The sequence below is a fragment of the Streptomyces sp. NPDC060000 genome, from assembly GCF_042737375.1.
In the GTDB taxonomy this organism is placed as follows: Bacteria; Actinomycetota; Actinomycetes; order Streptomycetales; family Streptomycetaceae; genus Streptomyces.
This window is the reverse complement of the sequence record NZ_JBHWUU010000006.1, coordinates 145,564-167,789: the sequence shown is the minus strand read 5'-3', so window position 1 is coordinate 167,789 and position 22,226 is coordinate 145,564. Positions and strand designations below refer to the sequence as shown.

Here is a 22,226-nt window from a genome sequence, read left to right as displayed (position 1 = left end):
CGGGGACGGGGTATCAACATATCTGGCGTTGATTTTTGGCACGCTGTTGAGTTCTCAAGGAACGGACGCTTCCTTTGTACTCACCCGATACTCTCGGGCTTTCCTCCGGGCGCTTCCCTTCGGTCTTGCGTTTCCGACTCTATCAGATCTTTTCTCGACCCGATTTCCTCGGTGCTTTCCAGGTTCTCGCTTTTGTTTCGCGGTTTCCTTTCCGGCGGTTCCGACTCTATCAGATCCTTTCGGCGCTGATTCCCAGTCAGAGGGGGCTTGTCTTCCCGGCCGTTGGGCCGTTCCGACGAGTGAGACTTTAGCGGATTCCCGTCCCCCGAAGCCAATCGGGGGCTGCGTCCTTTCGAACGCGGATTCCTCATTTCGCGAATACACACGCCAACGACACGATGGCAGACGAATCGACTGCGTATCGAGAGGTGGTTGGTACCTGCGAAATGGCTGTCCGGGGACCGACCGGAGTCGGCGCTCACGTCGGACAACTCGGAGAACACTACGTATGTGGCCGGGGTGTGTCAACTCATGTCTCCCAGGCACCCCGGAGGCCTGCTCTGACGGACATGACTACGTGTACGTGCACCCAGCTGTGGTGGGCCGCCTGACGGCGGCCGTACTCACGTATGTACCCAACGGCCGCCCTTCGGCGGCCGTTCTCGCTTCTCCCTCCAGGGTTCCAGGGGGTCGGCCGGCCGGAGCGGCGGTCTCGACCAGGAGGTGGAGAGATGAAGCGGGCCGTCAGCGGGGTCAAGCCGAGCGGGCATCCGACTCTGGGGAACCACCTGGGCGCTCTGCGGCAGTGGGCCGGGGTGGACCAGTACCGGGCGGACGCGGTGTTCTGCGTCGTCGATCTGCACGCGGCTCGCCACGATCCGGCGCGGGTGCGCCGGCTCAGTCGGCAGGTCGCGACGCTGCTGCTGGCGGCGGGACTGGATCCCCAGCTGCGCACCGTGTTCGTACAGAGTCATGTGCATGAGCACGCGCGGGGGTGACGAAACCTCCAGGCGCCGACGTCGAAGATGGGCAAGAGCGACGATTTGGGCCGGGCATCGTCTATCTGCTGGACGAGCCGGATGTGGTGCGCAGGAAGGTCATGCGGGCCGTCACCGACAGTGGGCGGGAGGTCGTATACGACCGGGAGGAGCGGCCCGGTGGTCGAGGTACTGCGGCCCGTGCAGGCCCGGCACAGGGAACTGTGCGCAGATCCCGTCCAGGTGGAGAAGGTGCTGCGGGACGGGGCGGAGAAGGGCCCGGGCGATGGCGCGGCCGGTCGTGGGCAGCGCCTATCGCGCGATCGGGTTGCTTCCGCCGGCGACGGAGTCCGTCACCGATCGGCTGCTGAACGCGGCGCGGTAGGCGCGTGGGCTGGTGGCGAGGCGCGACGCGAAGTGCTGGCGCATCGTGACCTCGCTGCCGAAGCCGGAACGCCGGGCCACCTCCGGCATCGGGAGGTCGGTGCGTTCGAGGAGTTTCTGGGCCGCGGCGATGCGCTGGTCGAGAAGCCAGCGCAGGGGTGTGGCGCCGGTCGCGGCCGTGAAGTGGCGGGCGAAGCTGCGCGGGGACATGCCGGCCCGTGCCGCCAGTCCGGCGACGGTGAGTGGTTCGTGCAGGTGGCGCAGGGCGTGTTCGCGTACGGCGGCGAGGGTGTCGGCGTCCCGGTCCGCGCGGGGGGTCGGGTGCTCGATGAACTGGGCCTGGGTGCCGGTGCGGAAGGGGGCGGTGACCATCGAGCGGGCGATGGTCGCGGCCGCTTCGGCGCCGTGGGAGCGACGGACCAGGTGAAGGCAGAGGTCGATGCCGGCTGCCGTGCCGGCGGCGGTCCAGATGTTGTCGTCCTCGATGAAGAGGGCGTCGGGGACGACGGTGACCCGGGGATGGTGCGTGCGGAGGAGGTCGACCAGGTTCCAGTGGGTGATCGCCCGGCGGCCGTCGAGGAGGCCGGCCTGGGCGAGGGTGAAGGCGCCGCCGCAGAGGGCCGCGAGGGCGGTGCCTCGGGCGTGTGCGTGACGGAGGGCGTCCAGGACGGGGCCGGGTGCGGGGGTGAGGTGGTCGTCCAGGCCGGGGACCAGGATCAGATCGGCTCGGGAGAGCCAGTCGAGGGTCCGGTCGGGGTGGAGGGCCAGGCCGCCGCGCATCGGGACGGAATTGCTGTCGGTGGCGACTCTGCGCAGGTCGAAGGCGGGGGCACCGCGATCGGTGCGGTCGGTGCCCCAGACCTCGGTGATCACGGAGACGTCGAAGGCGCGGATGCCGGGGAAGGCGACGAGGGCGACCCGGTACGCGGACTTCATGGATGGCAGTAAACCATCGATCGATGTCTTTCGACCCTCTGGGGGTGCGGATGCACTCGGCGGCAGGATCGATGGCATGGAGATCGCAGAGAACGCAGCGCTGGTGGTCGTCGATGTACAGAAGGGCTTCGAGGAGCTGGACTTCTGGGGGGCGCGGAACAATCCCGGGGCCGATGACAACATCGCCGCGCTGATCGACGTATGGCAGGGGTCGGGGCGGCCGGTCGTCTTCGTGCGGCACGACTCGGTGAAGCCGGGGTCGCCTTTGCGGCCGGGATACGAGGGGAACGACTTCAAGGAGTACGTGGAGGAGAGGCGGGGAAAGGGCGCCGGGGCCGAGTTGTTCCTGACGAAGACGGTGAACTCGGCCTTCCTGGGGACGCCGGATCTGGGGGCCTGGCTGACGGCTCAGGGGATCTCGCAGATCGTGGTGGCCGGAATCCAGACGAACATGTGCGCGGAGACGACGGCGCGGATGGGCGGCAACCTCGGATACGACGTGCTGTTCGCGTACGACGCGACGTACACGTTCGACCTGGAGGGTCCGTTCGGCTGGCGGCGGAGCGCGGAGGAGATCGCCCAGGCTTCCGCGGTGTCCCTGCACGGGGGTGGGTTCGCCCGGGTGGTGACCACGGAGGAGATCGTGGGGGCGGCCGGCGGTTGACCGCTCCCCCGGCCGTGCGCCGCTGCTCCCCCGGCCCTGCCTCGCTGCTCCCGTGGCGGAGGTCAGTCCTTCTTGCCGGCGGCCAGTTCGCGGCTGCGGTCGCGGGCGGCCTCGAGGGCGGCGATGAGGGCGGCTCGTACGCCGTGGTTCTCGAGTTCGCGGATGGCGTTGATGGTGGTCCCGGCGGGGGACGTGACGTTCTCGCGGAGCTTGACCGGGTGTTCGCCGCTGTCGCGGAGCATCGTCGCGGCGCCGATCGCGGACTGGACGATGAGGTCGTGGGCCTTGTCGCGGGGCAGGCCGAGCAGGATGCCGGCGTCCGTCATGGCCTCGACCAGGTAGAAGAAGTACGCCGGGCCGGAGCCGGAGAGGGCGGTGCAGGCGTCCTGCTGGGACTCGGGGACGCGGAGGGTCTTGCCGACGGCGCCGAAGATCTCCTCGGTGTGGGCGAGGTGGGCGGCGGTGGCGTGGGTGCCGGCCGAGATGACGGACATCGCCTCGTCGACGAGGGCGGGGGTGTTCGTCATGACGCGGACGACGGGGGTCCCGGAGGCGAGGCGCTCCTCGATGGAGGCGGTGGTGATGCCGGCGGCTCCGCTGATCACCAGGCGGTCGGCGGGGACGTGCGGGGCGAGCTCGTCGAGGAGGGTGCCCATGTCCTGCGGCTTGACCGTGAGGATCAGGGTGTCCGCGGACTTGGCCGCCTCGGCGTTGGTGACCGGGGTGACTCCGTGGCGGGTGCGGAGTTCTTCGGCTCGTTCCGGGCGGCGGGCGGTGACGAGGAGGTCGGCGGGGGGCCAGCCGCCTCGGATCATGCCGCTGAGGAGGGCTTCGCCGATTTTGCCGGTGCCGAGGACTGCGACTTTCTGGGTCATGGCTGGGGGGTCCTCCGGAGGGGTGCGTCGTCCGTCGTCCTTCGCCCGTCATCCTCGCACCGGGGGTGCGGTGCCGGCCTGGGCGTCCGGTGGGCGGACGTGGGGTTTTTCGCCCCCGCCGCCCCTTCCCTCCCCCACTCTCGGCTTCGCTCAGGCGGGGGACTTCCATCGTTTCCTCTGGGGGCTGTGCCCCAGACCCCCTTTCGTCCTGGACGGCCTCGTCCGCAATCGCCGGACGGGCTGGGTGGTCACGCTGTACGGCGTCGCAAGGTCGCCGCTCCCAGGCACAGGACCAGGAGGGCGCAGCCGCCGACGACGAGGACGTCTCGTACGAAGGTGGCTGTCATGTGCGTGTGGGTGAGGACCTCGTTCATGCCGTCGACCGCGTACGACATGGGGAGGACGTCGGAGAGGGTCTCCAGGGCGGGGTGCATGGTGTCGCGGGGGGCGAAGAGGCCGCAGAGGAGGAGCTGGGGGAAGATCACCGCCGGCATGAACTGGACCGCCTGGAACTCCGAGGCCGCGAAGGCCGAGACGAAGAGCCCGAGGGCGGTGCCGAGCAGGGCGTCGAGGAGGGCTACCAGGAGCAGGAGCCAGGGGCTGCCGGTGACGTCCAGGTCGAGGAACCAGAGCGCCAGGCCGGTGGCCAGGGTCGACTGGATGATCGCGAGGATGCCGAAGGCGAGGGCGTAGCCGGCGATCAGGTCGCCCTTGCCCAGGGGCATGGCGAGGAGACGCTCGAGGGTGCCCGAGGTGCGTTCGCGCAGGGTGGCGATGGAGGTGACCAGGAACATCGTGATCAGCGGGAAGATGCCCAGGAGGGACGCGCCGATGTTGTCGAAGGTGCGCGGGCTGCCGTCGAACACGTAGCGGAGCAGGAACAGCATCACGCAGGGGATGAGGACCAGCAGCGCGATGGTGCGGGGGTCGTGGCGCAGTTGGCGCAGGACCCTGGCCGCGGTGGGGGTGGTGCGGGAGAGGCTCAGGGCGCTGGTGGGCCGCGGGGTGGCAGCGGGGGTGGGAGCTTGCGCGGGGAGCGTCGTCGTGGTCATCGGGTTGTCTCCTTGGTGCGGGGCTCCGTGGTGCGGGGCTCCTTGGTGCGGGGCTCCCTCGTGCCGGTCTCCCCGGTCTCCCTCGTGCGCGCTGCCTCAGTCGCGGCGTCCACCAGGTGCAGGAAGGCCGACTCGACCGTGTCGGCGCCGGTGCGGGTACGCAGGGCCTCGGGGGTGGCATCAGCGAGGATCTCGCCCTCGCGCATGAGGAGCAGGCGGTGGCAGCGCTCGGCCTCGTCCATGACGTGGGAGGAGACGAGGAGGGTCGCGCCCCGGGTGGTGGCGATGTCGTGGAAGAGGTTCCACAGGTCGCGGCGGAGGACCGGGTCCAGGCCGACGGTCGGTTCGTCGAGGACGAGGAGTTCGGGGGTGCCCAGGAGGGCCACGGCCAGCGAGACGCGGTTGCGCTGGCCGCCGGAGAGGTTGCCTGCGAGGGCGTCGGCGTGGGTGGTGAGGTCCACGTCGGCGATGGCTCGGGTGACGTTCTCGTGGCGGCGGTCCGCTGCCGCTCGGCCCGGGTCGAGGATCGCGGCGAAGTACTCGAGGTTCTGGCGGATCGTCAGGTCGTCGTAGACGGACGGGGCCTGGGTCACGTAGCCGATGCGCGTGCGCAGGGCGGGGTGGCCTGCGGGGCGGCCCAGGACGTCGAGGGTGCCGGTGACCTTGGCCTGGGTGCCGACGATCGAGCGCATGAGGGTCGACTTGCCACAGCCGGAGGGGCCCAGCAGGCCGGTGATCTGGCCGCGGGGGACGGTGAAGTCGAGGCTGCGCAGGACCGTGCGGGGGCCTCGGAGAACGGTGAGGTTCTCGGCTCGTACGGCGGGGGTGGCGGGTGGGGTGGGCGGTGGGGCCTGGTCCGTGTCCTCGTCGGGTGGGCGGGAGCCGGGCTTAGAATTCATCATGTGATGAATAATGCTCGGAGCGGGATGGGTCGTCAAGTGGCGTGGCGCGGGGCGGGCCACGGAATGTGGGTCACGCGTGAGCGGCGGCCCTGAAGGGTGGGCCGCCGCTCGGGATGGGAGTGGTGGGAGTGGTGGAAGTAGCGGGATTGGGACGGAGGGACGGGCGGGGATGGAGGGGGAGGGGGAAGGGGAAGGGGGTGAGCTGAGGGTCATGGGCGGGGCTCGTCGACGCTGCTGTTGGTCTCGGCTGCGGGGTGGGCCGAAGTGCCGGTGGAGTCGGTCCGACCGCGCGGCGATCCACGGCACGTCGAGGGCGTCGGTGTTCCACCACAGCGCCAGCCCGCCGCCCGGGCGCAGGACGCTCAGCGCCTCCGGCACCGAGTGGGCCGGGTCGGTCCAGTGCAGGGACCGGGCGTAGGTGAGGAAGTCGAGGGAGGCGGTGGCCGGGGGGAGGTGGTTGCCGTCGCCTCGGACGATCGGTACGTCGGGGAGACCCTCCCGGACTGTGCGGCCATGCCGTCGCCGGGCTCGACGGCGATGACGTCGGCGCCGCGCTCATGCAGGGGGCGGTCGCCATTCCGGTGCCAACCCCCAAGTCCGCGACCCGTGCGCCGGCGAGGGGGCGGCCGGCGAGGCCCTCGATCGTGTCGAGGACGGCGGTCGGGTGGGAGGGGCGGTTCGCGGCGTAACGGGCTGCGGCGGCGTTGAAGGAGTGAGTAAGCGCGGGCGCTGCGCGAGAGGGCGGGGGCGCTGTGGGAGAGGGCGGGGGCGCTGTGCGAGGGAGTGCGGGCGCTGTAGGAGAGGGTGCGGGACGGGGACGACATGGGGCCATGCTGGCGGCGGCGGGAGGGACGCAGTGCGGGTTTCGGATTCGCGGGCTGGTTCCGGATTCGCGGGCTGGTTCCGGTGGGGGCCGTTTCCGGGGGCCGTCAGGAACGGGCAGGGAGCGGTCAGCCGCGGCGGCGCTTCTTCGACGGGTTGCCCGTACGGCGGGTTGAGCGGCGTTCGTACTGGGCGCGGGCCGCGTCGTACTCCGCGCGGTGGAGTTTCTCGCCGGGCGCCTCGGTGAACGTGCGGAAGAAGTAGGCGAGCAGCGAGCCGACGAAGCCGACGGCCAGCAGGCCCCGCAGGGATGCCTGGCGGTCGGGGTCGGGACGCTTGGCGAAGCCCTCCCAGGTGTGGCGGAAGGCGAGGGCGCTGCAGACCGCGAACATCACGACGACCAGGAGGGTCACGAAGCTGCCGAGACCGGCGATCGCGACGCCCTGGTAGGCGAAGCGCAGGACGAGGCAGGAGCCGATGACCCCGGCGAGGGAGCCGACGGTCGCGGCGGTGCGGCGGGCCGCGTAACCCTGGAAGCCGGGGTCGTGGTTCACCCAGGTGGTGCCGAAGAAGCGGAGAGGCTCCGGTCGGGGCCCGGCGCCGGCGGCTTCCGCCTGACCTGCGGGGGCGCCCACCTTGCCGGTCGGCGTGGCGGCCTGGTCTGTCGGCGTCGCGGCCTGGTCTGTCGGCGTGGTCGCCTTGACCGGGGGCGAGGCCGCCTGTGCGACGGGGGTGCCGTGGGATCGCGCGGAGGCGCTCCCGTTCCCGGCGCCGACCGTAGAGCCCCGGGAACCCGCCGATGTGCCCTGGGAGCCGGCCGTCGAGCCCCGGAAACCCGCCGATGTGTCCCGGGAACCCGCCGAAGTGTCCGGGGCGTCGTTTTCGTCGCTCACGGGACGATTATGGCTCCGGATGGAGGCGGGCTCCCGGGTGGGTTGCTCGGAGACGGGTCCGAAGCGGTTCCGGGGCTGGTCCGCGGCTACTCCGTACCCGTCCGTGCGACCCCGATCGAGGACGATCACAGACGGGCCTGAACCGGACCGAGTGACGGGCTTAGGCCGGGGCCCGGCTCGTCACTCGGTCCGGAACCGAGACCCGGGTCCACCCCGAGACTGGGCCCGAGCCTTGGGCCATACCTTCACCCGAGGCCAGGCTCAGGGCCGGGCCGGGGCCGGGGCCAGGCTCAGGGCCGGGCCGGGGCCGGGGCCGGGGCCAGGCTCAGGGCCGGGCCGGGGCCGGGGCCGATCTCGGGCTCGGGCCCGCTCAGGCGCAGTGGGCGGTGACGTAGCCGTCGCTGCCCGTTCGTACGTACGCGTCCGAGATGAACTGGCCGTCGGCGATGTTGTCCCAGATGCTGGTCGTGCCGTACGGGCCGGTCACCGAGGTGCCCGGGGTCTGGCAGAAGATCGGGACCTTCGTGCCCTCGGCCAGGACCTTGACGACCGGGTAGCCCGTACCGGGGCCGCTGCGGACGTTCAACCGGACGCCCGGGGCTACCGGGTAATAGGTGAGAGCCGCCGCGGCCGTCGTGACGGCCTCCGCCGCCGCCTCGCTCGCGACCTCTTCCACGCGGTCAACAGACATGAAAAAACCTCCCCCGTCGAACCCCATGAATGCCATGGGGCCACGTTGATTCCCCTGAAACACACAATGAAACACATGTACAGGATTCGCACACCTGGCTGGCAAGCCGCCTCGGTCCCGTAAAAGTCATCGACTAGGCTCCGTTCGTCGCGCGCGCGGTTGAACAGCACGGGGGTGGTCCATGTCGCCACAGCGCAACACCGGAGCGGGCGCGGAAGCGGAACTTCCGGCGTACGCCGGTCACTACCGCCTGGAAGAGCGCCTGGGCTCCGGCGGCATGGGCGTGGTGCACCTGGCCCGTAGCACCTCCGGGATGAAGGTCGCGGTGAAGGTCGTACACGCCCAGTTCGCCCGGGATCCCGAGTTCAGAGGCCGTTTCCGGCAGGAGGTGGCCGCCGCTCGGCGAGTGAGCGGGGCGTTCACCGCGCCCGTCGTCGACGCCGACCCGGAGGCCGAACGGCCTTGGATGGCAACCCTGTTCATTCCCGGATCGACCCTCGCCGAGCAGGTGAAGCGGAATGGGCCCATGCGCTCGGGCGAGTTGCGGCGGCTGATGGCCGGGCTCGCGGAGGCACTGCGGGACATCCACCGTGTCGGGGTCGTGCACCGGGATCTCAAGCCGAGCAACGTGCTGCTCGCCGAGGACGGGCCGAAGGTCATCGACTTCGGTATCTCCCGGCCGAAGGACAGCGAACTGCGCACTGAGACAGGCAAGTTGATCGGTACGCCGCCGTTCATGGCGCCGGAGCAGTTCCGGCGGCCTCGGGAGGTGGGGCCGGCCGCCGACATCTTCGCGCTCGGGTCGGTGATGGTGCACGCGGCGACAGGACGCGGGCCGTTCGACTCCGACAGCCCGTACGTCGTCGCCTACCAGGTCGTGCACGACGAGCCGGATCTGACCGGCGTGCCGGGGAACCTGGCGCCGCTGGTGGTGCGTTGTCTCGCCAAGGAGCCCGAGGACCGGCCCACGCCCGACGAGTTGATGCACGAACTGCGGTCGGTCGCGGCCTCGTACGACACGCAGGCGTTCATACCGTCGCAGCGGGTGCTGGAGGAGTCCGGGACGGAGCCCTCGGAGCAGGGGTTCGCCCAGGAACTCGCGCAGGGACCGGCTCCGGTACCGGCACAGGCGGAGGTGAGGCGCGGGAGCGGGCGTCGGCGGACGGCTCTCGCGGCCGGCGCCCTGGCCGTCGTCCTCTCGGGCGGCGCGCTTCTCGCCACGCAGGGGCCCGGCGAGGACGACTCGGGCAAGGACGCGCGGGGCAACCCGGGCGGTTCGCACTCCACGTCGCCCGCCTTCACCGCATGGAGTGCGCGACCGGCGAAGAGTGCCACCGGCGCCGCCGCGGGTACGGGTACGGCAGGCATGCCCCTGTGCACCTACGACGCGCGGCGGCTGCTCTGTGTCCAGTCGGGGCTGGTGTCGGCGCTGGACGCGTCCGACGGGCGGGTGCTGTGGCGGCACGCGCTCACCGACGACGACCGGCCGGGCCAGGCGCCGGTGCTGGCGGGCGGGCTGGCTCTGGTGATCACACACTCGGGCAGGCGGATGGAGGCGCTCGACCCGGTGTCGGGCGCCACGCGCTGGCAGCGTGACCTGTCGGGCTGTCCAGGCGTCCGGGTCGTCGGCGGCACCCTCTTGCTCACCGCGTCCGACGGCACGGTGACCGGTGTGGACGCCGCCACGGGGAAGCCGTCGTGGACCCGGCGCATTCCGGGGGTGAGCGAGCCGTACTTCACGGCGTTCCCCCAGGACCCGTTGGCGTATGTGGCGAGCACCTCGGACGACGGGCACACCCGGATCACGGCCGTGGATCCCACGACCGGGAAGGTGCGGTGGGACGAACGGCTCAGCGGCGCGTCGAGTCTCGTCGGCACCACGGACGGCAGCCTGGTCCTGCTGTCCCGGGGCGGCGACTACGGCACGGTCGGCGCCGTGGTCCGCTACAACCCGCAGGACAAGGTGTCGCGGCGGGTGAGGCTGGGCGTCGCGCTCCAGGAGCCGCAGGCCACCGTGCAGGGGGACCGGGTCTACCTCCTGGCCTTCGACGGCTCGCTCGTGGCCGTCGACACGGCCGCGGGCAAGCAGGTGTGGTCCCTCCAGACGTCCGTGAGCCGGGGTTCGGTGCCGGCCGCGGACGGCGAGCGCGTCTACTTCAGCGCCGCCGACGGGCGTCTCCTCGCCGTGGACGCGGAGAAGGGCAAGCTGGTCGGGCAGACGGCACTGCGGCTCGGCGCCAACTCGGACGAGGTGGTCGCCACGCTGGCCGCGCCCGAGGCGGTCGACGGCCGTGTCTACGCCGGCGCTCCCGACGGAACCGTCTTCGCGGTGGACGGGCGGGACCCGGCCGGCTGGTGACAGCGGGCCGTCTCCGCGGTGGACGGGCGGGACCCGGCCGACTGGTGACAGCGGGCGGGGTGAGACGCGCCGAGGGCCGCCTCCGTACGACGGAGACGGCCCTCACAGCCGGCCTGGCCTGACTGCGCGGTGGCGTCAGCCCAGCTTCGACACGTCCCGCACCGCGCCCTTGTCGGCGCTCGTCGCCATCGCGGCGTAGGCCCGCAGGGCGGCGGACACCTTGCGCTCGCGGTTCTTCGGGGCGTGGACGCCGCCGAGAGCCGCCTCGCGCCGGGCCAGCTCGGCGTCGTCGACGAGGAGCTCGATGGTGCGGTTCGGGATGTCGATGCGAATGCGGTCGCCGTCCGCGACGAGGGCGATGGTGCCGCCGGAGGCCGCCTCGGGCGAGGCGTGGCCGATCGACAGGCCCGAGGTGCCGCCGGAGAAGCGGCCGTCGGTGATCAGGGCGCAGGTCTTGCCGAGGCCGCGGCCCTTGAGGAAGGACGTCGGGTAGAGCATCTCCTGCATGCCCGGGCCGCCCTTGGGGCCCTCGTAGCGGATGACGACGACGTCGCCGTGCGTCACCTGCTTGTTGAGGATCTTCTCGACGGCCTCCTCCTGCGACTCGCAGACGACCGCCGGGCCCTCGAAGGTCCAGATCGACTCGTCGACGCCGGCCGTCTTGACCACACAGCCGTCGACGGCGAGGTTGCCGCGCAGGACGGCGAGGCCGCCGTCCTTGCTGTAGGCGTGTTCGGCGGAGCGGATGCAGCCGCCCTCGGCGTCCTCGTCCAGCGCCTCCCAGCGCTCGGACTGGGAGAACGCCTCGGCGGAACGGACACAACCGGGGGCCGCGTGCCAGAGTTCCAGGGCCTCGGCCGACGGCGAGCCGGCGCGGACGTCCCACGTCTTCAGCCAGTCCCCCAGGGACGGGCTGTGGACCGCGTGCACGTCCTCGTTGAGCAGACCCGCGCGGTGCAGTTCGCCGAGCAGGGCGGGGATGCCGCCGGCGCGGTGCACGTCCTCCATGTAGTACGTGCGGTTCTTCGCGACGTTCGGCGCGACCTTCGCCAGGCAGGGCACACGGCGCGAGACCGCGTTGATCTCCTCCAGGCCGAACGGGACGCCCGCCTCCTGGGCGGCGGCGAGGAGGTGCAGGATCGTGTTGGTCGAACCGCCCATCGCGATGTCGAGGGCCATCGCGTTCTCGAAGGCCTCGATGGTGGCGATGTTGCGGGGCAGGACCGTCTCGTCGTCCTGCTCGTAGTAGCGGCGGGTGATGTCCATCACCGTGCGTCCCGCGTCCTCGTACAGCGCCCTGCGGGCCGTGTGAGTGGCGAGGACCGAGCCGTTGCCCGGGAGGGAGAGGCCGATGGCCTCGGTCAGGCAGTTCATCGAGTTGGCGGTGAACATGCCGGAACAGCTGCCGCAGGTCGGGCAGGCGTTCTCCTCGATACGGAGGATGTCCTCGTCCGAGATCTTCTCGTTGACGGCCTCGGACATCGCGTCGACCAGGTCGAGCGTGCGGACGGTGCCGTCGACGAGCGTGGCGCGGCCGGACTCCATCGGGCCGCCGGAGACGAAGACCGTGGGGATGTTCAGCCGCAGGGCCGCGTTCAGCATGCCCGGGGTGATCTTGTCGCAGTTGGAGATGCAGATCAGAGCGTCGGCGCAGTGCGCCTCGACCATGTACTCCACGCTGTCCGCGATCAGGTCGCGGGAGGGCAGGCTGTAGAGCATGCCGCCGTGGCCCATCGCGATGCCGTCGTCGACGGCGATCGTGTTGAACTCGCGCGGGATGCCGCCGGCCGCGGTGATCGCCTCGCTGACGATCCGGCCGACCGGCTGGAGGTGGGTGTGTCCGGGCACGAACTCGGTGAAGCTGTTCGCCACGGCGATGATCGGCTTCCGGCCGATGTCCGCACCGGGTACACCGGAGGCGCGCATAAGGGCGCGTGCGCCCGCCATGTTGCGACCGTGGGTGACTGTGCGGGACCTCAGCTCGGGCATCGTCGCTCGCTCCTTCAGACAGGTAGGGCTGTTATTGAGCGTACGCCGGTCATCCACGGGGCGGGACGAGGTGTCCGGAATACGGGACGGATGTCTCGGCGACACCGCCGGTCACGCCCGGGTCGGGCGGGTCAGGCGGGTCACGCCCGGGGCAGGCGGTCACGCCCGGGGCAGGCGGTCATGGCTGGGTCAGGTGTCCCTGTACGACCGGCGCCACGCGGGCGATGATCAGCTCCAGGTCCGCCGAGGCCAGCGGCTCCACCTTGATCACGTACCGCAGCATCGCGCAGCCCACCAGCTGCGCCGCCGCCAGTTCGGCGCGCAGTTCGGCGTCCGGCAGGTCGAGCTGGACGGCGATGCGGCGCAGCAGCTGGGAGGCGACGAGGCGCCGGAAGACTGCGGCCGCGGTCTCGTTGTTCACGGCGGAGCGCACGATCGCCAGCAGCGGCTTGCGGGTGGTGGGGTTCTCCCAGACGCCGAGTATGAAGCGGGCGAACCGCTCGCCGACCTGGTCCAGCGGCCCGTCGGCGACGGCTTCCGGGGCGTTGAGCGCGGGCGCGAACGCGACCTCGATGGCCGCCTCGAAGACCTGCTCCTTGGTGCCGAAGTAGTGGTGCACCAGCGCCGAGTCCACGTCGGCCGCCTTCGCGATACCGCGTACGGACGTCTTCTCGTAGCCGCGCTCGGAGAACTCCTCGCGGGCGGCCGTCAGAATGCGGTCGCGGGTGTCCGCCGACTCCGCACGAGGGGGACGACCGCGTTTGCGGGCGGTGACGCCGGTCATCGGCGTGGCACCTTCGCCGCGGAGGACGGCGTCGGCGACGAGGCCGAGGCGGAGGAAGAGGCGGAGGCGGAGGGCGAGGAGGAGGCGGCGGAGGGCGAGGAGGCGGAGGAGGCCAGGTGCAGGCGCGTGAAGGCCAGGGCCTCCGACAGATCGGCCTCGCGTTCGGCGCTCGACATCGCGCGCCGCGTGTTGACCTCTATGACGACGTGCCCGTCGAAGCCGGTCAGCGCGAGCCGTTCCAGCAGCTCGGCGCAGGGCTGGGAGCCGCGGCCGGGGACCAGGTGCTCGTCCTTGGCCGAACCGTTTCCGTCGGCGAGGTGGACGTGGCCCAGGCGGTCGCCCATGCGGTCGATCATCTGCATCGCGTCCGCGCGGGCCGTCGAGGCGTGGCTGAGATCGATCGTGAAGTGCCGGTAGTCGTCCTTGGTGACGTCCCAGTCCGGCGCGTACGCGAGCATCTCGCGGTCGCGGTAGCGCCAGGGGTACATGTTCTCGACGGCGAACCGTACGTCCGTCTCGTCCGCCATCCGCCAGATGCCCGTGACGAAGTCGCGCGCGTACTGGCGCTGCCAGCGGAACGGCGGGTGGACGACGACCGCGCCGGCACCGAGCTTCTCCGCCGCCGCGCGGGCCCGCTGGAGCTTGGTCCACGGGTCGGTCGACCACACGCGCTGCGTGATGAGCAGGCACGGGGCGTGGACGGCGAGGATGGGGATGCGGTGGTAGTCGCTGAGTCTGCGCAGCGCGTCGATGTCCTGGCTGACGGGGTCGTTCCAGACCATGACCTCGACGCCGTCGTACCCGAGGCGTGCGGCGATCTCGAAGGCCGTCGCCGTCGACTCCGGGTAGACCGAGGCAGTCGACAGGGCGACCTTCGCATCCGGGATCCGCACGACTGGCTCTGCCATGGGGGACAGGTTACGGGGTGCGGTCACCCAGGTGCGGGGTGCCCGGCCGCCGTTGTGGCCTTCGCCACGGGCGGATGGGTACGGCGGCGCGGCGAGCTGGTGCGTACGGCGGCACGGCTGGCGGGCGGTACCTCGTGGGCGTCGGTGTCCCGCGTGGTGGAGCCGTCGGTGTCCCGCGTGATGAGCCGCCGTTGTCCCGCGCGCGGGACGACCGGCGTCACGGCTCACGGCTCACGGCTCACGGCTCACGGCTCACGGCTCACGGCCACGCTCCCCCGTGCACCGCGGAGCCCGTTACGCCGACGCCGGAACCCGTGGGCTCGTCACGCCGAAGCCAAGCCCCTTGGGTCCGTTACGCCGACGCCATTTGATCGAGTTTGCGGAGGATGACGCCTTCCCGGAGCGCCCATGGGCAGACCTCGAGGTTCTCGACGCCGAAGAGATCCATCGCGCCCTCCGCCACCAGCGCGCCCGCGAGGAGCTGGTTGGCGCGGCCCGGGGAGACACCGGGGAGCTCCGCCCGCTGGGCGGTCGTCATGCCGGCCAGGCGGGGCACCCAGGCCTCGAGGGACTCGCGCTTGAGCTGGCGCGGGGCGTACGGGCCTTCGACGGAACGGGCGGCGCCGGCGATGCGGGCGAGCTGCTTGAACGTCTTCGACGTGGCGACGACGTGGTCGGGGGCGCCGAAGCGCTTGAATTCCCCGACCGTACGGGCGATCTGCGCACGGGCGTGGCGGCGCAGCGCTCGTATGTCCTCGGGGTCGGGCGGGTCGCCGGGCAGCCAGCCCGCGGTGAGCCGGCCGGCACCGAGCGGCAGCGAGACGGCCGCGTCGGGCTCCTCGTCGATGCCGAAGGCGATCTCGAGGGAGCCGCCGCCGATGTCCAGGACCAGCAGCTTTCCGGCGGACCAGCCGAACCAGCGGCGGGCGGCGAGGAAGGTGAGCCGGGCCTCTTCGGCACCGGTGAGAACCTGGAGCTCGACGCCGGTCTCGGCCTGCACGCGCGCGAGGACGTCGTCGGCGTTGCTGGCCTCGCGTACGGCGGAGGTCGCGAACGGCAGCAGGTCCTCGACGCCCTTGTCCTCGGCGGCCTGGAGTGCCTCCTTGACGACGGCGATCAGTTTGCCGACGCCCTCGGGGCCGATCGCCCCGTCCTCGTCGAGGAGTTGGGCAAGGCGCAGTTCCACCTTGTGCGAGTGCGCGGGAAGGGGGCACGCGCCCGGGTGCGCGTCCACCACCAGCAGATGCACCGTGTTCGATCCCACGTCGAGGACACCGAGTCTCATGCAGGGAACGCTACTGCCCACAGGGCGATCCAGGTTGTGCGGGGCGAAGCCCCTCCTCGAGAAGTGCTGGTCGGGCGGCGGGCGGGACGTGTCCGAAGGGGCTCCTGGCGACTTACCCTGGACGAGTGCCAAAGACGAACAAGGCGAAGACCGACAAATCCACCGACGGTCCTTCGCGGGCGAAGCCGGTGAAGCCTGCGAAGAAGTCGAACAAGGCTCAGGCGGCGAAAGTGAAGGCCCTCGCGGCCAAGGCTGTGGCCGCGGACGAGAAGGGTCTCGACTTCGCGCGCGCGTGGGTGGAGTTCCCCGACCCGGCCGACGACGAACAGGTCTTCCGGTGTGACCTGACCTGGCTGACCTCCCGCTGGAACTGCATCTTCGGCAGCGGCTGCCAGGGCATCCAGCCGGGCCGCGCGGCCGACGGCTGCTGCACGCTGGGCGCCCACTTCTCCGACGAGGACGACGAGAAGCGCGTCGCCGGACATGTGGCGCGGCTCACGCCGGACATCTGGCAGCACCACGACGAGGGCACCCGGAACGGCTGGGTCTCGGAGGACGACGATGGCTCCCGTCAGACCCGCCCGTTCAACGGCTCGTGCGTCTTCCAGAACCGCCCCGGTTTCGCGGGCGGCGCGGGCTGCTCGCTGCACATCCTGGCCCTCAGGGAGGGCCGCGAGCCGCTGGAGACCAAGCCGGACGTCTGCTGGCAGCTGCCGGTGCGGCGGACGTACGACTGGATCGACCGGCCCGACGACACGCGGGTGCTCCAGGTGTCGATCGGTGAGTACGACCGCCGCGGCTGGGGGCCGGGCGGCCATGACCTGCACTGGTGGTGCACGTCCGCGACCTCGGCACACGGCGCGGGCGACCCGGTGTACGTCTCCTACCGCCCGGAGCTCACCGAGCTGATGGGCAAGGCCGGGTACGACCGCCTGGTCGAACTGTGCGAACAGCGCCTCGCCTCGCAGCTCCCGCTGGTGGCACCGCACCCGGCGGACCCGACCGGTCCGACGGACTCGACCGGTCCGACGGACTCGACGAACTGAGACACCCGGGCCACCCGGACCCCCTAGGGCGTCGCCGGGCTCGGCGGGCCGTTGTCGTCGGACGGCGGGGGCGAGTCCTCCGAGGTCGTCGGGGACGGGTCGCCCGGGGTGGGCTCCGGGTCGGAGGAGGCCGGTGGGTCGGTCGGGGCGGGGTCCGGGGAGGGCGGGGACGTGGGCGTGGGTTCCGGGCCGGACGACGGGGGCGGACCGCCGTGGCCCGGGCCGTTGCCGGGGCCCGAGGGGCCGGAGGCGGTGCCGTAGCCCTCGATGGAGACGACGGCGCCCGCCGGGGCGATCGCCACGCGCGCGTGCCAGTGCCCGGAGGGCTCGCGCAGATGGTCGACGTACACCTTGATCGTCACCGACTCGCCGGGCTTCAGGCTGCCCGTGGAACGGCTCAGATAGAGCCAGGAGGCCGCCGTGGTGGCCGACCAGCGGACCGGACCGTCACCGTCATCGTCACCTTCGCCGTGGGCGCCCGCGGTGAGGGTGATGAGAGTGGTGTCGCCGCTGTTGGCGACCGTCACGGAGAGGGGGCCGGAGGTGCTCCTGCCGAGTCCGGTGACGCTGACGACCTCCACGGAGACGTCCGGTCCGTTGTTCTTGGTGGAGCCGGTGCCGGGGCGGGTGCTGGCGTTTCCCGCGTTCTCGTAGCCGCCGACCGTCTCACCGTCGAGGCTGTCGGCACCGTGCGCCTCGCTGGTGCCGACCGAGCGGCTCTCGGCCCCCTCCCCCGTCGGTGTGCCCCGGTAGGCCGCCCACAGGGCGAGCACGGGAGCGGCGACGACGGTGGCGACGACGGTCGTCGTGACGGCACGCGCGCGTAGCCGCTCCCGGCGGGCGGCACGGTCCTTGGGGTCCATCGGGAAGCCCCGTCGGTCGTAGCGCGGCACTGCGGCGCCCCGCGCGCGGGTGAGACGGGCCATGGCCACGTGCAGCTCCGCGCGGGGCGCTTGCAGGACGGGCAGCTCGGCGGGGGTCACCCCGGCGCCCGGCCAGCGGCCCGGCACGGCGCGTTCGGCGGCCCGGCGGCAGCGCGGGCAGTCGTCGACGTGCCGGACGAGTTCGCGGCGCACGGCGGCGCTGAGCACGAGTTGGTGCTCACCGGTGAGCCGGGCCACTCCGGGGCAGCCGCCGGTCTCGACGACGGCGAGCGCCGCGCGCGTGCGCTCGACCTCGCAGGCGGCGGAGGCGAGCAGTTCGCGGGCGGCGGCGAGGTCCTTGCCGAGCACGGCGGCGACCTCGTGGGCGGCGAGGTGATGGCGTACGGCGAGTTCGAGTGCCTCGCGCTGCTCCGGGGTGGTGCCGGCGGCCTCCGGCCAGGCGAGCAGGGTGAGTTCGCGCCGACGTCGCTCGCCGGCCTCGTCGGAGGCGGTCGGGACCTCCGCCGCGGTGGATGCCGCGGAGAAGAAGGAGGTCGCGGAAGCAGTAGAGATCGCGGGAGCGGTGAAGGCCGTGGCGTTCGCGGGCTTGGTGCTCCGCTGTCGGCGGGCGCCGTCGCGTGCCGCCGCGTGCGTGCCCTGACGTTTCTGCTTGGCCTCGGTGTGCTTGGCCTCGGTGAGCTTGCGCAGACAGGCCCAGCGCGCCAGCGCGTACAGCCAGGCCCGGCGGTCGCCGGCCGTGTCGGGGACGCGCTGGCCACGCCGTTCGGCGAACGCCAGGACGTTGCCGAGGGCGGCGGTGGCCGCGTCGTGGTCGCACAGGACGGACAGGCAGTAGGTGAACAGGCCGTCCAGGTACGGCTCGTAGCGCGCGGGAGGCCACTGCGCGAGCGTGCGCGCCGCAGCGCTGTCGCGCGCCTCCCGGTGCGCCCGGTATGCGCCGGTCGTGCGGGTCGAAATTTCCGGGCTGCTGCTCATCACCCGTGCGACCGTAGGCGGCACGGAACCAGGTCTTCTTGTCCCTTGAGTCCTTTTAATCCGTACGGGTGAAACGATCCCTCATAAGGGCACACGGAAGGGGGGTCCCATGGCCCGTTCGTGACGGGCCGTGGCCGGTTCACAGGGGGTGCCCGCCCTCTCCGCAGCAGGCACGGGCGGGCGCGGGGCGCCGGCCGGGCGCTCAGGACGGGCGTCCGGCGGGTCCGGTTGTCCACAGGGACGTCCGGCTGTCGGTGGCGGCGGTTACGGTTTCCCCATGGCTGCCCGTACGAAGACCACCAAGGACCGTCCGTCCTACCGCTGCACCGAGTGCGGCTGGCAGACGGCCAAGTGGCTCGGCCGCTGCCCCGAGTGCCAGGCCTGGGGGACGGTCGAGGAGTACGGCACGCCCGCGGTCCGTACGACGACGCCGGGGCGCGTCACCACCTCCGCCCTGCCCATCGGCCAGGTGGACGGGCGTCAGGCCACCGCCCGCCCGACCGGCGTGCCCGAGCTGGACCGCGTCCTCGGCGGCGGGCTCGTACCGGGCGCGGTCGTGCTCCTGGCCGGCGAGCCGGGCGTCGGCAAGTCGACCCTCCTGCTGGACGTGGCCGCCAAGTCGGCGAGCGACGAACACCGCACCCTGTATGTGACCGGTGAGGAATCGGCCTCCCAGGTACGCATGCGCGCCGACCGCATCGGCGCCATCGACGACCACCTCTACCTGGCCGCCGAGACCGATCTGGCGGCCGTCCTCGGACACTTGGACGCGGTGAAGCCGTCCCTGCTGATCATGGACTCGGTGCAGACCGTGGCCTCCCCGGAGATCGACGGAGCGCCCGGTGGCATGGCCCAGGTCCGCGAGGTCGCCGGCGCCCTGATCCGCGTCTCCAAGGAGCGCGGTATGTCCACGCTTCTGGTGGGCCATGTCACCAAGGACGGCGCGATCGCCGGTCCGCGCCTCCTCGAACACCTCGTGGACGTCGTCCTGAGCTTCGAGGGGGACCGCCACGCGCGCCTGCGCCTGGTGCGAGGCGTCAAGAACCGCTACGGCGCCACCGACGAGGTCGGCTGCTTCGAACTGCACGACGAGGGCATTACGGGCCTTACCGACCCAAGCGGACTTTTCCTGACCCGTCGTGACGAACCGGTGCCGGGCACCTGTCTGACGGTGACCCTGGAGGGCCGTCGTCCGCTGGTCGCCGAGGTACAGGCACTCACCGTCGACTCACAGATCCCCTCGCCCCGCCGCACGACGTCCGGCCTGGAGACCTCCCGGGTCTCGATGATGCTGGCCGTTCTGGAGCAGCGAGGCCGGATCAGCGCGCTGGGCAAGCGGGACATCTACTCGGCGACGGTCGGCGGGGTGAAGCTCTCGGAGCCCGCCGCGGACCTGGCGATCGCCCTTGCCCTGGCCTCCGCGGCAAGCGACACCCCACTACCCAAAAACCTCGTGGCGATCGGCGAAGTCGGCCTCGCGGGCGAGGTCAGACGGGTCACGGGGGTTCAGCGCAGGCTCTCGGAGGCACACCGCCTGGGCTTCACGCACGCGCTCGTGCCGAGCGATCCGGGCAAGATCCCCGCGGGCATGAAGGTTGTGGAAGTCGCGGACATAGGGGACGCCCTGCGGGTCCTGCCGCGCTCCCGTCGCCGAGACGCCCCACGGGACGCGGAGGAGCGCCGGTAGACTTTGCCCTGGTCTCGCCCGTCCGTGCGAAACGAGTGCGCGAAACGGGAACGTCCCAGACCTGTGACCGGAGGAGTGCAGTGGCAGCCAACGACCGGGCGGCAGCTCCCGGAAAGTCCGGTGGGAGTTCCGGTGCCGAGGGCCTGATGCGCGCCGCGCTGAGCGCGGTGGCTCCCGGCACGGCCCTGCGCGACGGCCTGGAGCGGATCCTCCGCGGCAACACCGGAGGGCTCATCGTGCTGGGTTCCGACAAGACGGTCGAGGCGATGTGCACGGGCGGGTTCGTCCTGAACGTGGAGTTCGCGGCCACGCGCCTGCGTGAGCTGTGCAAGCTCGACGGCGGCATCGTGGTCTCCTCCGACCTGTCGAAGATCCTGCGGGCCGGGGTCCAGCTGGTGCCGGACCCCATGATCCCCACGGAGGAGACGGGCACCCGGCACCGTACGGCGGACCGGGTCAGCAAGCAGGTCGGCTTCCCTGTCGTCTCGGTCTCCCAGTCCATGCGTCTGATCGCCCTGTACGTCGACGGACAGCGCCGCGTCCTGGAGGACTCCGCGGCGATCCTGTCCCGCGCGAACCAGGCGCTGGCGACCCTGGAGCGTTACAAGCTCCGCCTGGACGAGGTCGCGGGAACGTTGTCAGCGCTCGAGATCGAGGACCTGGTGACGGTCCGGGACGTCTCCGCGGTGGCCCAGCGCCTGGAGATGGTGCGCCGCATCGCCACCGAAATCGCCGAATACGTGGTCGAACTGGGCACGGACGGGCGTCTGCTCTCCCTCCAGCTCGACGAGTTGATCGCGGGCGTGGAGCCGGAGCGCGAGCTGGTGGTCCGGGACTATGTGCCGGAGCCCACGGCCAAGCGGTCCCGCACGGTCGACGAGGCGCTGTACGAGCTGGACGCGCTCAGCCACGCCGAGCTGCTCGAACTGTCCACGGTGGCCCGCGCGTTGGGCTACACCGGCTCCCCCGAGGCCCTGGACTCGGCGGTCTCGCCCCGCGGCTTCCGTCTGCTGGCGAAGGTGCCTCGCCTGCCCGGTGCCATCATCGACCGCCTCGTCGAGCACTTCGGCGGCCTCCAGAAGCTCCTCGCCGCCAGCGTCGACGATCTCCAGACGGTGGACGGCGTGGGTGAGGCCCGGGCCAGGAGCGTCCGCGAGGGCCTGTCCCGGCTGGCGGAGTCGTCGATCCTGGAGCGGTACGTCTAGTTCGGTCTAGTCGTCGTTCAGCACGAACGACGTCTGAGCCTTGGCAAACCCCGGAGCCTTCGCCTCCAGCAGATACGTACCCGCTCCGGCCACCCCGGCCGGCGGCGTCGCGCACTCCGGGGCGCTCGGCTTGCGGTCCCACTTCACGGTGTACGTGAAACTGTCCCCGGCCGGCACCCGGTACAGCAGGCTCCCGGATGCCCTGGGGCAGTCGGCGGACGACCAGTACGCGTCGGCACCGCCCGTCTTCGTGATCGTCAACACCGCGGACCTGGGCCCGACATCGACCTTGCAGTCGCTTCCCGAGCTGTTCTTCGCGGTCAGTTGAAAAGTGGGCGTCTGGTCGGGCGAGTAGGAGTTCTGGACGCTGCGCAGGGTCAACGTGACCACTCCGGCGGTGCAGTTGGGCAGTGTCGTCCCGGCCGGGAGCACCGTTCCGGTACCGCTGCCGACGCCACCGCCGGCGGTACTGCCGCCGCCACTGCCGCTGCCGTTGGCGCCGTCGTCGGTGCCGCCCGCGCCCGCCGAGCCACCGTCCGAGCCACCGGATCCGGCGCCGTCACCCGAGCCCGTGCCCGACCCGGAGCCCGACCCGGAGCCGCTGGTGGCACCTGCGCTCGACTCGTCGCGTCCGCCCGGGTTTTGGCTGATCGCGGGCCCCGATCCGGACGGCCCCGGCGTGATGGAGGACGCGGGATTCTTGCCGCCGCCACCGTCGGCGCCGTTGTTCCCGCCGCCTCCGCCCGAGGTCACCACCCACAGGATCAGCAGGGCCAACAGGGCGAACACGGACAGCAGTACGACCCTCCGACGCCAGTAGATGGAGGAGGGAAGCGGCCCGACCGGATTGCGCATAGATCCCACGGCGCAAACTCTACGAGAGATCGAGTGGTTCGCTGGCCCCACCC

General features: G+C 71.6%; 17 protein-coding genes and 2 pseudogenes. 6 read left to right on the top strand and 13 right to left on the bottom strand.

The window, feature by feature from the left end; translation table 11 throughout:
• Positions 1-731 precede the first annotated feature (731 nt).
• Positions 732-1,362 (top strand): annotated as a pseudogene (locus tag ACFWBB_RS05925) (hypothetical protein).
• On the opposite strand, the gene ACFWBB_RS05920 reads toward ACFWBB_RS05925, so the two are convergent.
• Positions 1,290-2,297 (bottom strand): GlxA family transcriptional regulator, encoded by a 1,008-nt coding sequence (locus tag ACFWBB_RS05920; RefSeq protein ID WP_385267467.1) that lies wholly within the window; start codon positions 2,295-2,297, stop codon positions 1,290-1,292. The pseudogene ACFWBB_RS05925 and the gene ACFWBB_RS05920 overlap by 73 nt on opposite strands.
• Positions 2,298-2,373: 76 nt before the next feature.
• Between ACFWBB_RS05920 and ACFWBB_RS05915 the strand changes: the two genes are divergently transcribed.
• Positions 2,374-2,961, top strand: a complete 588-nt coding sequence (locus ACFWBB_RS05915) for a cysteine hydrolase family protein (RefSeq protein WP_385267464.1) — start codon at positions 2,374-2,376, stop codon at positions 2,959-2,961.
• 62 nt (positions 2,962-3,023) lie between these two features.
• On the opposite strand, the gene proC is transcribed toward ACFWBB_RS05915, so the two are convergent.
• The 6 genes and pseudogenes from proC to ACFWBB_RS05885 all read right to left on the bottom strand — a co-directional run bounded on the left by proC (position 3,024) and on the right by ACFWBB_RS05885 (position 8,196).
• Positions 3,024-3,836 carry a pyrroline-5-carboxylate reductase gene (proC, locus tag ACFWBB_RS05910; RefSeq protein ID WP_385267461.1) on the bottom strand — a complete coding sequence of 271 codons (813 nt, stop codon included), beginning with the start codon at positions 3,834-3,836 and terminating at the stop codon, positions 3,024-3,026.
• Positions 3,837-4,084: 248 nt separating this feature from the next.
• Positions 4,085-4,888, bottom strand: coding sequence for an ABC transporter permease (locus ACFWBB_RS05905; RefSeq protein WP_385267459.1), 804 nt, complete (start codon positions 4,886-4,888; stop codon positions 4,085-4,087).
• Positions 4,885-5,790 carry an ABC transporter ATP-binding protein gene (locus ACFWBB_RS05900; protein ID WP_385267496.1) on the bottom strand — a complete coding sequence of 302 codons (906 nt, stop codon included), beginning with the start codon at positions 5,788-5,790 and terminating at the stop codon, positions 4,885-4,887. Before ACFWBB_RS05900 ends, ACFWBB_RS05905 begins: the two co-directional genes overlap by 4 nt.
• Before the next feature lie 258 nt (positions 5,791-6,048).
• Positions 6,049-6,622 (bottom strand): annotated as a pseudogene (locus ACFWBB_RS05895) (class I SAM-dependent methyltransferase); the annotation flags it as partial.
• Between the two features lie 118 nt (positions 6,623-6,740).
• Positions 6,741-7,247: an EamA/RhaT family transporter gene (locus tag ACFWBB_RS05890; RefSeq protein ID WP_385267493.1), complete on the bottom strand. Its 507-nt coding sequence runs from the start codon at positions 7,245-7,247 to the stop codon at positions 6,741-6,743.
• Between the two features lie 628 nt (positions 7,248-7,875).
• A complete protein-coding gene (locus ACFWBB_RS05885; protein WP_385267456.1) occupies positions 7,876-8,196 on the bottom strand; it encodes an SH3 domain-containing protein in 321 nt (106 codons plus the stop codon).
• Between the two features lie 181 nt (positions 8,197-8,377).
• On the opposite strand from ACFWBB_RS05885, the gene ACFWBB_RS05880 reads away from it, so the two are divergent.
• Positions 8,378-10,555: a serine/threonine-protein kinase gene (locus ACFWBB_RS05880; RefSeq protein ID WP_385267454.1), complete on the top strand. Its 2,178-nt coding sequence runs from the start codon at positions 8,378-8,380 to the stop codon at positions 10,553-10,555.
• A gap of 135 nt (positions 10,556-10,690) precedes the next feature.
• On the opposite strand, the gene ilvD is transcribed toward ACFWBB_RS05880, so the two are convergent.
• The 4 genes from ilvD to ACFWBB_RS05860 form a co-directional block, all read right to left on the bottom strand.
• Positions 10,691-12,544 carry a dihydroxy-acid dehydratase gene (gene ilvD / locus ACFWBB_RS05875; protein WP_385267452.1) on the bottom strand — a complete coding sequence of 618 codons (1,854 nt, stop codon included), beginning with the start codon at positions 12,542-12,544 and terminating at the stop codon, positions 10,691-10,693.
• A 178-nt stretch (positions 12,545-12,722) separates the two neighbouring features.
• A complete protein-coding gene (locus ACFWBB_RS05870) occupies positions 12,723-13,328 on the bottom strand; it encodes a TetR family transcriptional regulator (protein ID WP_385267449.1) in 606 nt (201 codons plus the stop codon).
• The gene (locus tag ACFWBB_RS05865) at positions 13,325-14,236 is read right to left on the bottom strand and encodes a sugar phosphate isomerase/epimerase family protein (RefSeq protein ID WP_385267447.1); all 912 of its coding nucleotides are present in this window, start codon (positions 14,234-14,236) and stop codon (positions 13,325-13,327) included. Before ACFWBB_RS05865 ends, ACFWBB_RS05870 begins: the two co-directional genes overlap by 4 nt.
• 352 nt (positions 14,237-14,588) lie before the next feature.
• Entirely contained in the window at positions 14,589-15,521 is a 933-nt protein-coding gene (locus ACFWBB_RS05860; RefSeq protein ID WP_385267444.1) for a Ppx/GppA family phosphatase, read from the bottom strand.
• A gap of 230 nt (positions 15,522-15,751) precedes the next feature.
• Here ACFWBB_RS05860 and ACFWBB_RS05855 point away from each other — a divergent pair, with 230 nt between their 5' ends.
• Complete coding sequence (locus ACFWBB_RS05855) at positions 15,752-16,567, top strand: hypothetical protein (protein WP_385267491.1); 816 nt, start codon at positions 15,752-15,754, stop codon at positions 16,565-16,567.
• Between the two features lie 23 nt (positions 16,568-16,590).
• Here ACFWBB_RS05855 and ACFWBB_RS05850 read toward each other — a convergent pair whose 3' ends face one another.
• Positions 16,591-18,426, bottom strand: coding sequence for an RNA polymerase sigma factor (locus tag ACFWBB_RS05850; protein ID WP_385267442.1), 1,836 nt, complete (start codon positions 18,424-18,426; stop codon positions 16,591-16,593).
• 277 nt (positions 18,427-18,703) lie between these two features.
• On the opposite strand from ACFWBB_RS05850, the gene radA reads away from it, so the two are divergent.
• Complete coding sequence (gene radA, locus ACFWBB_RS05845) at positions 18,704-20,113, top strand: DNA repair protein RadA (protein WP_385267439.1); 1,410 nt, start codon at positions 18,704-18,706, stop codon at positions 20,111-20,113.
• A gap of 80 nt (positions 20,114-20,193) precedes the next feature.
• Entirely contained in the window at positions 20,194-21,318 is a 1,125-nt protein-coding gene (disA, locus tag ACFWBB_RS05840) for a DNA integrity scanning diadenylate cyclase DisA (protein ID WP_385267436.1), read from the top strand.
• A 6-nt stretch (positions 21,319-21,324) separates the two neighbouring features.
• Here disA and ACFWBB_RS05835 read toward each other — a convergent pair whose 3' ends face one another.
• A complete protein-coding gene (locus tag ACFWBB_RS05835) occupies positions 21,325-22,182 on the bottom strand; it encodes a hypothetical protein (protein ID WP_385267434.1) in 858 nt (285 codons plus the stop codon).
• Positions 22,183-22,226 lie beyond the last annotated feature (44 nt).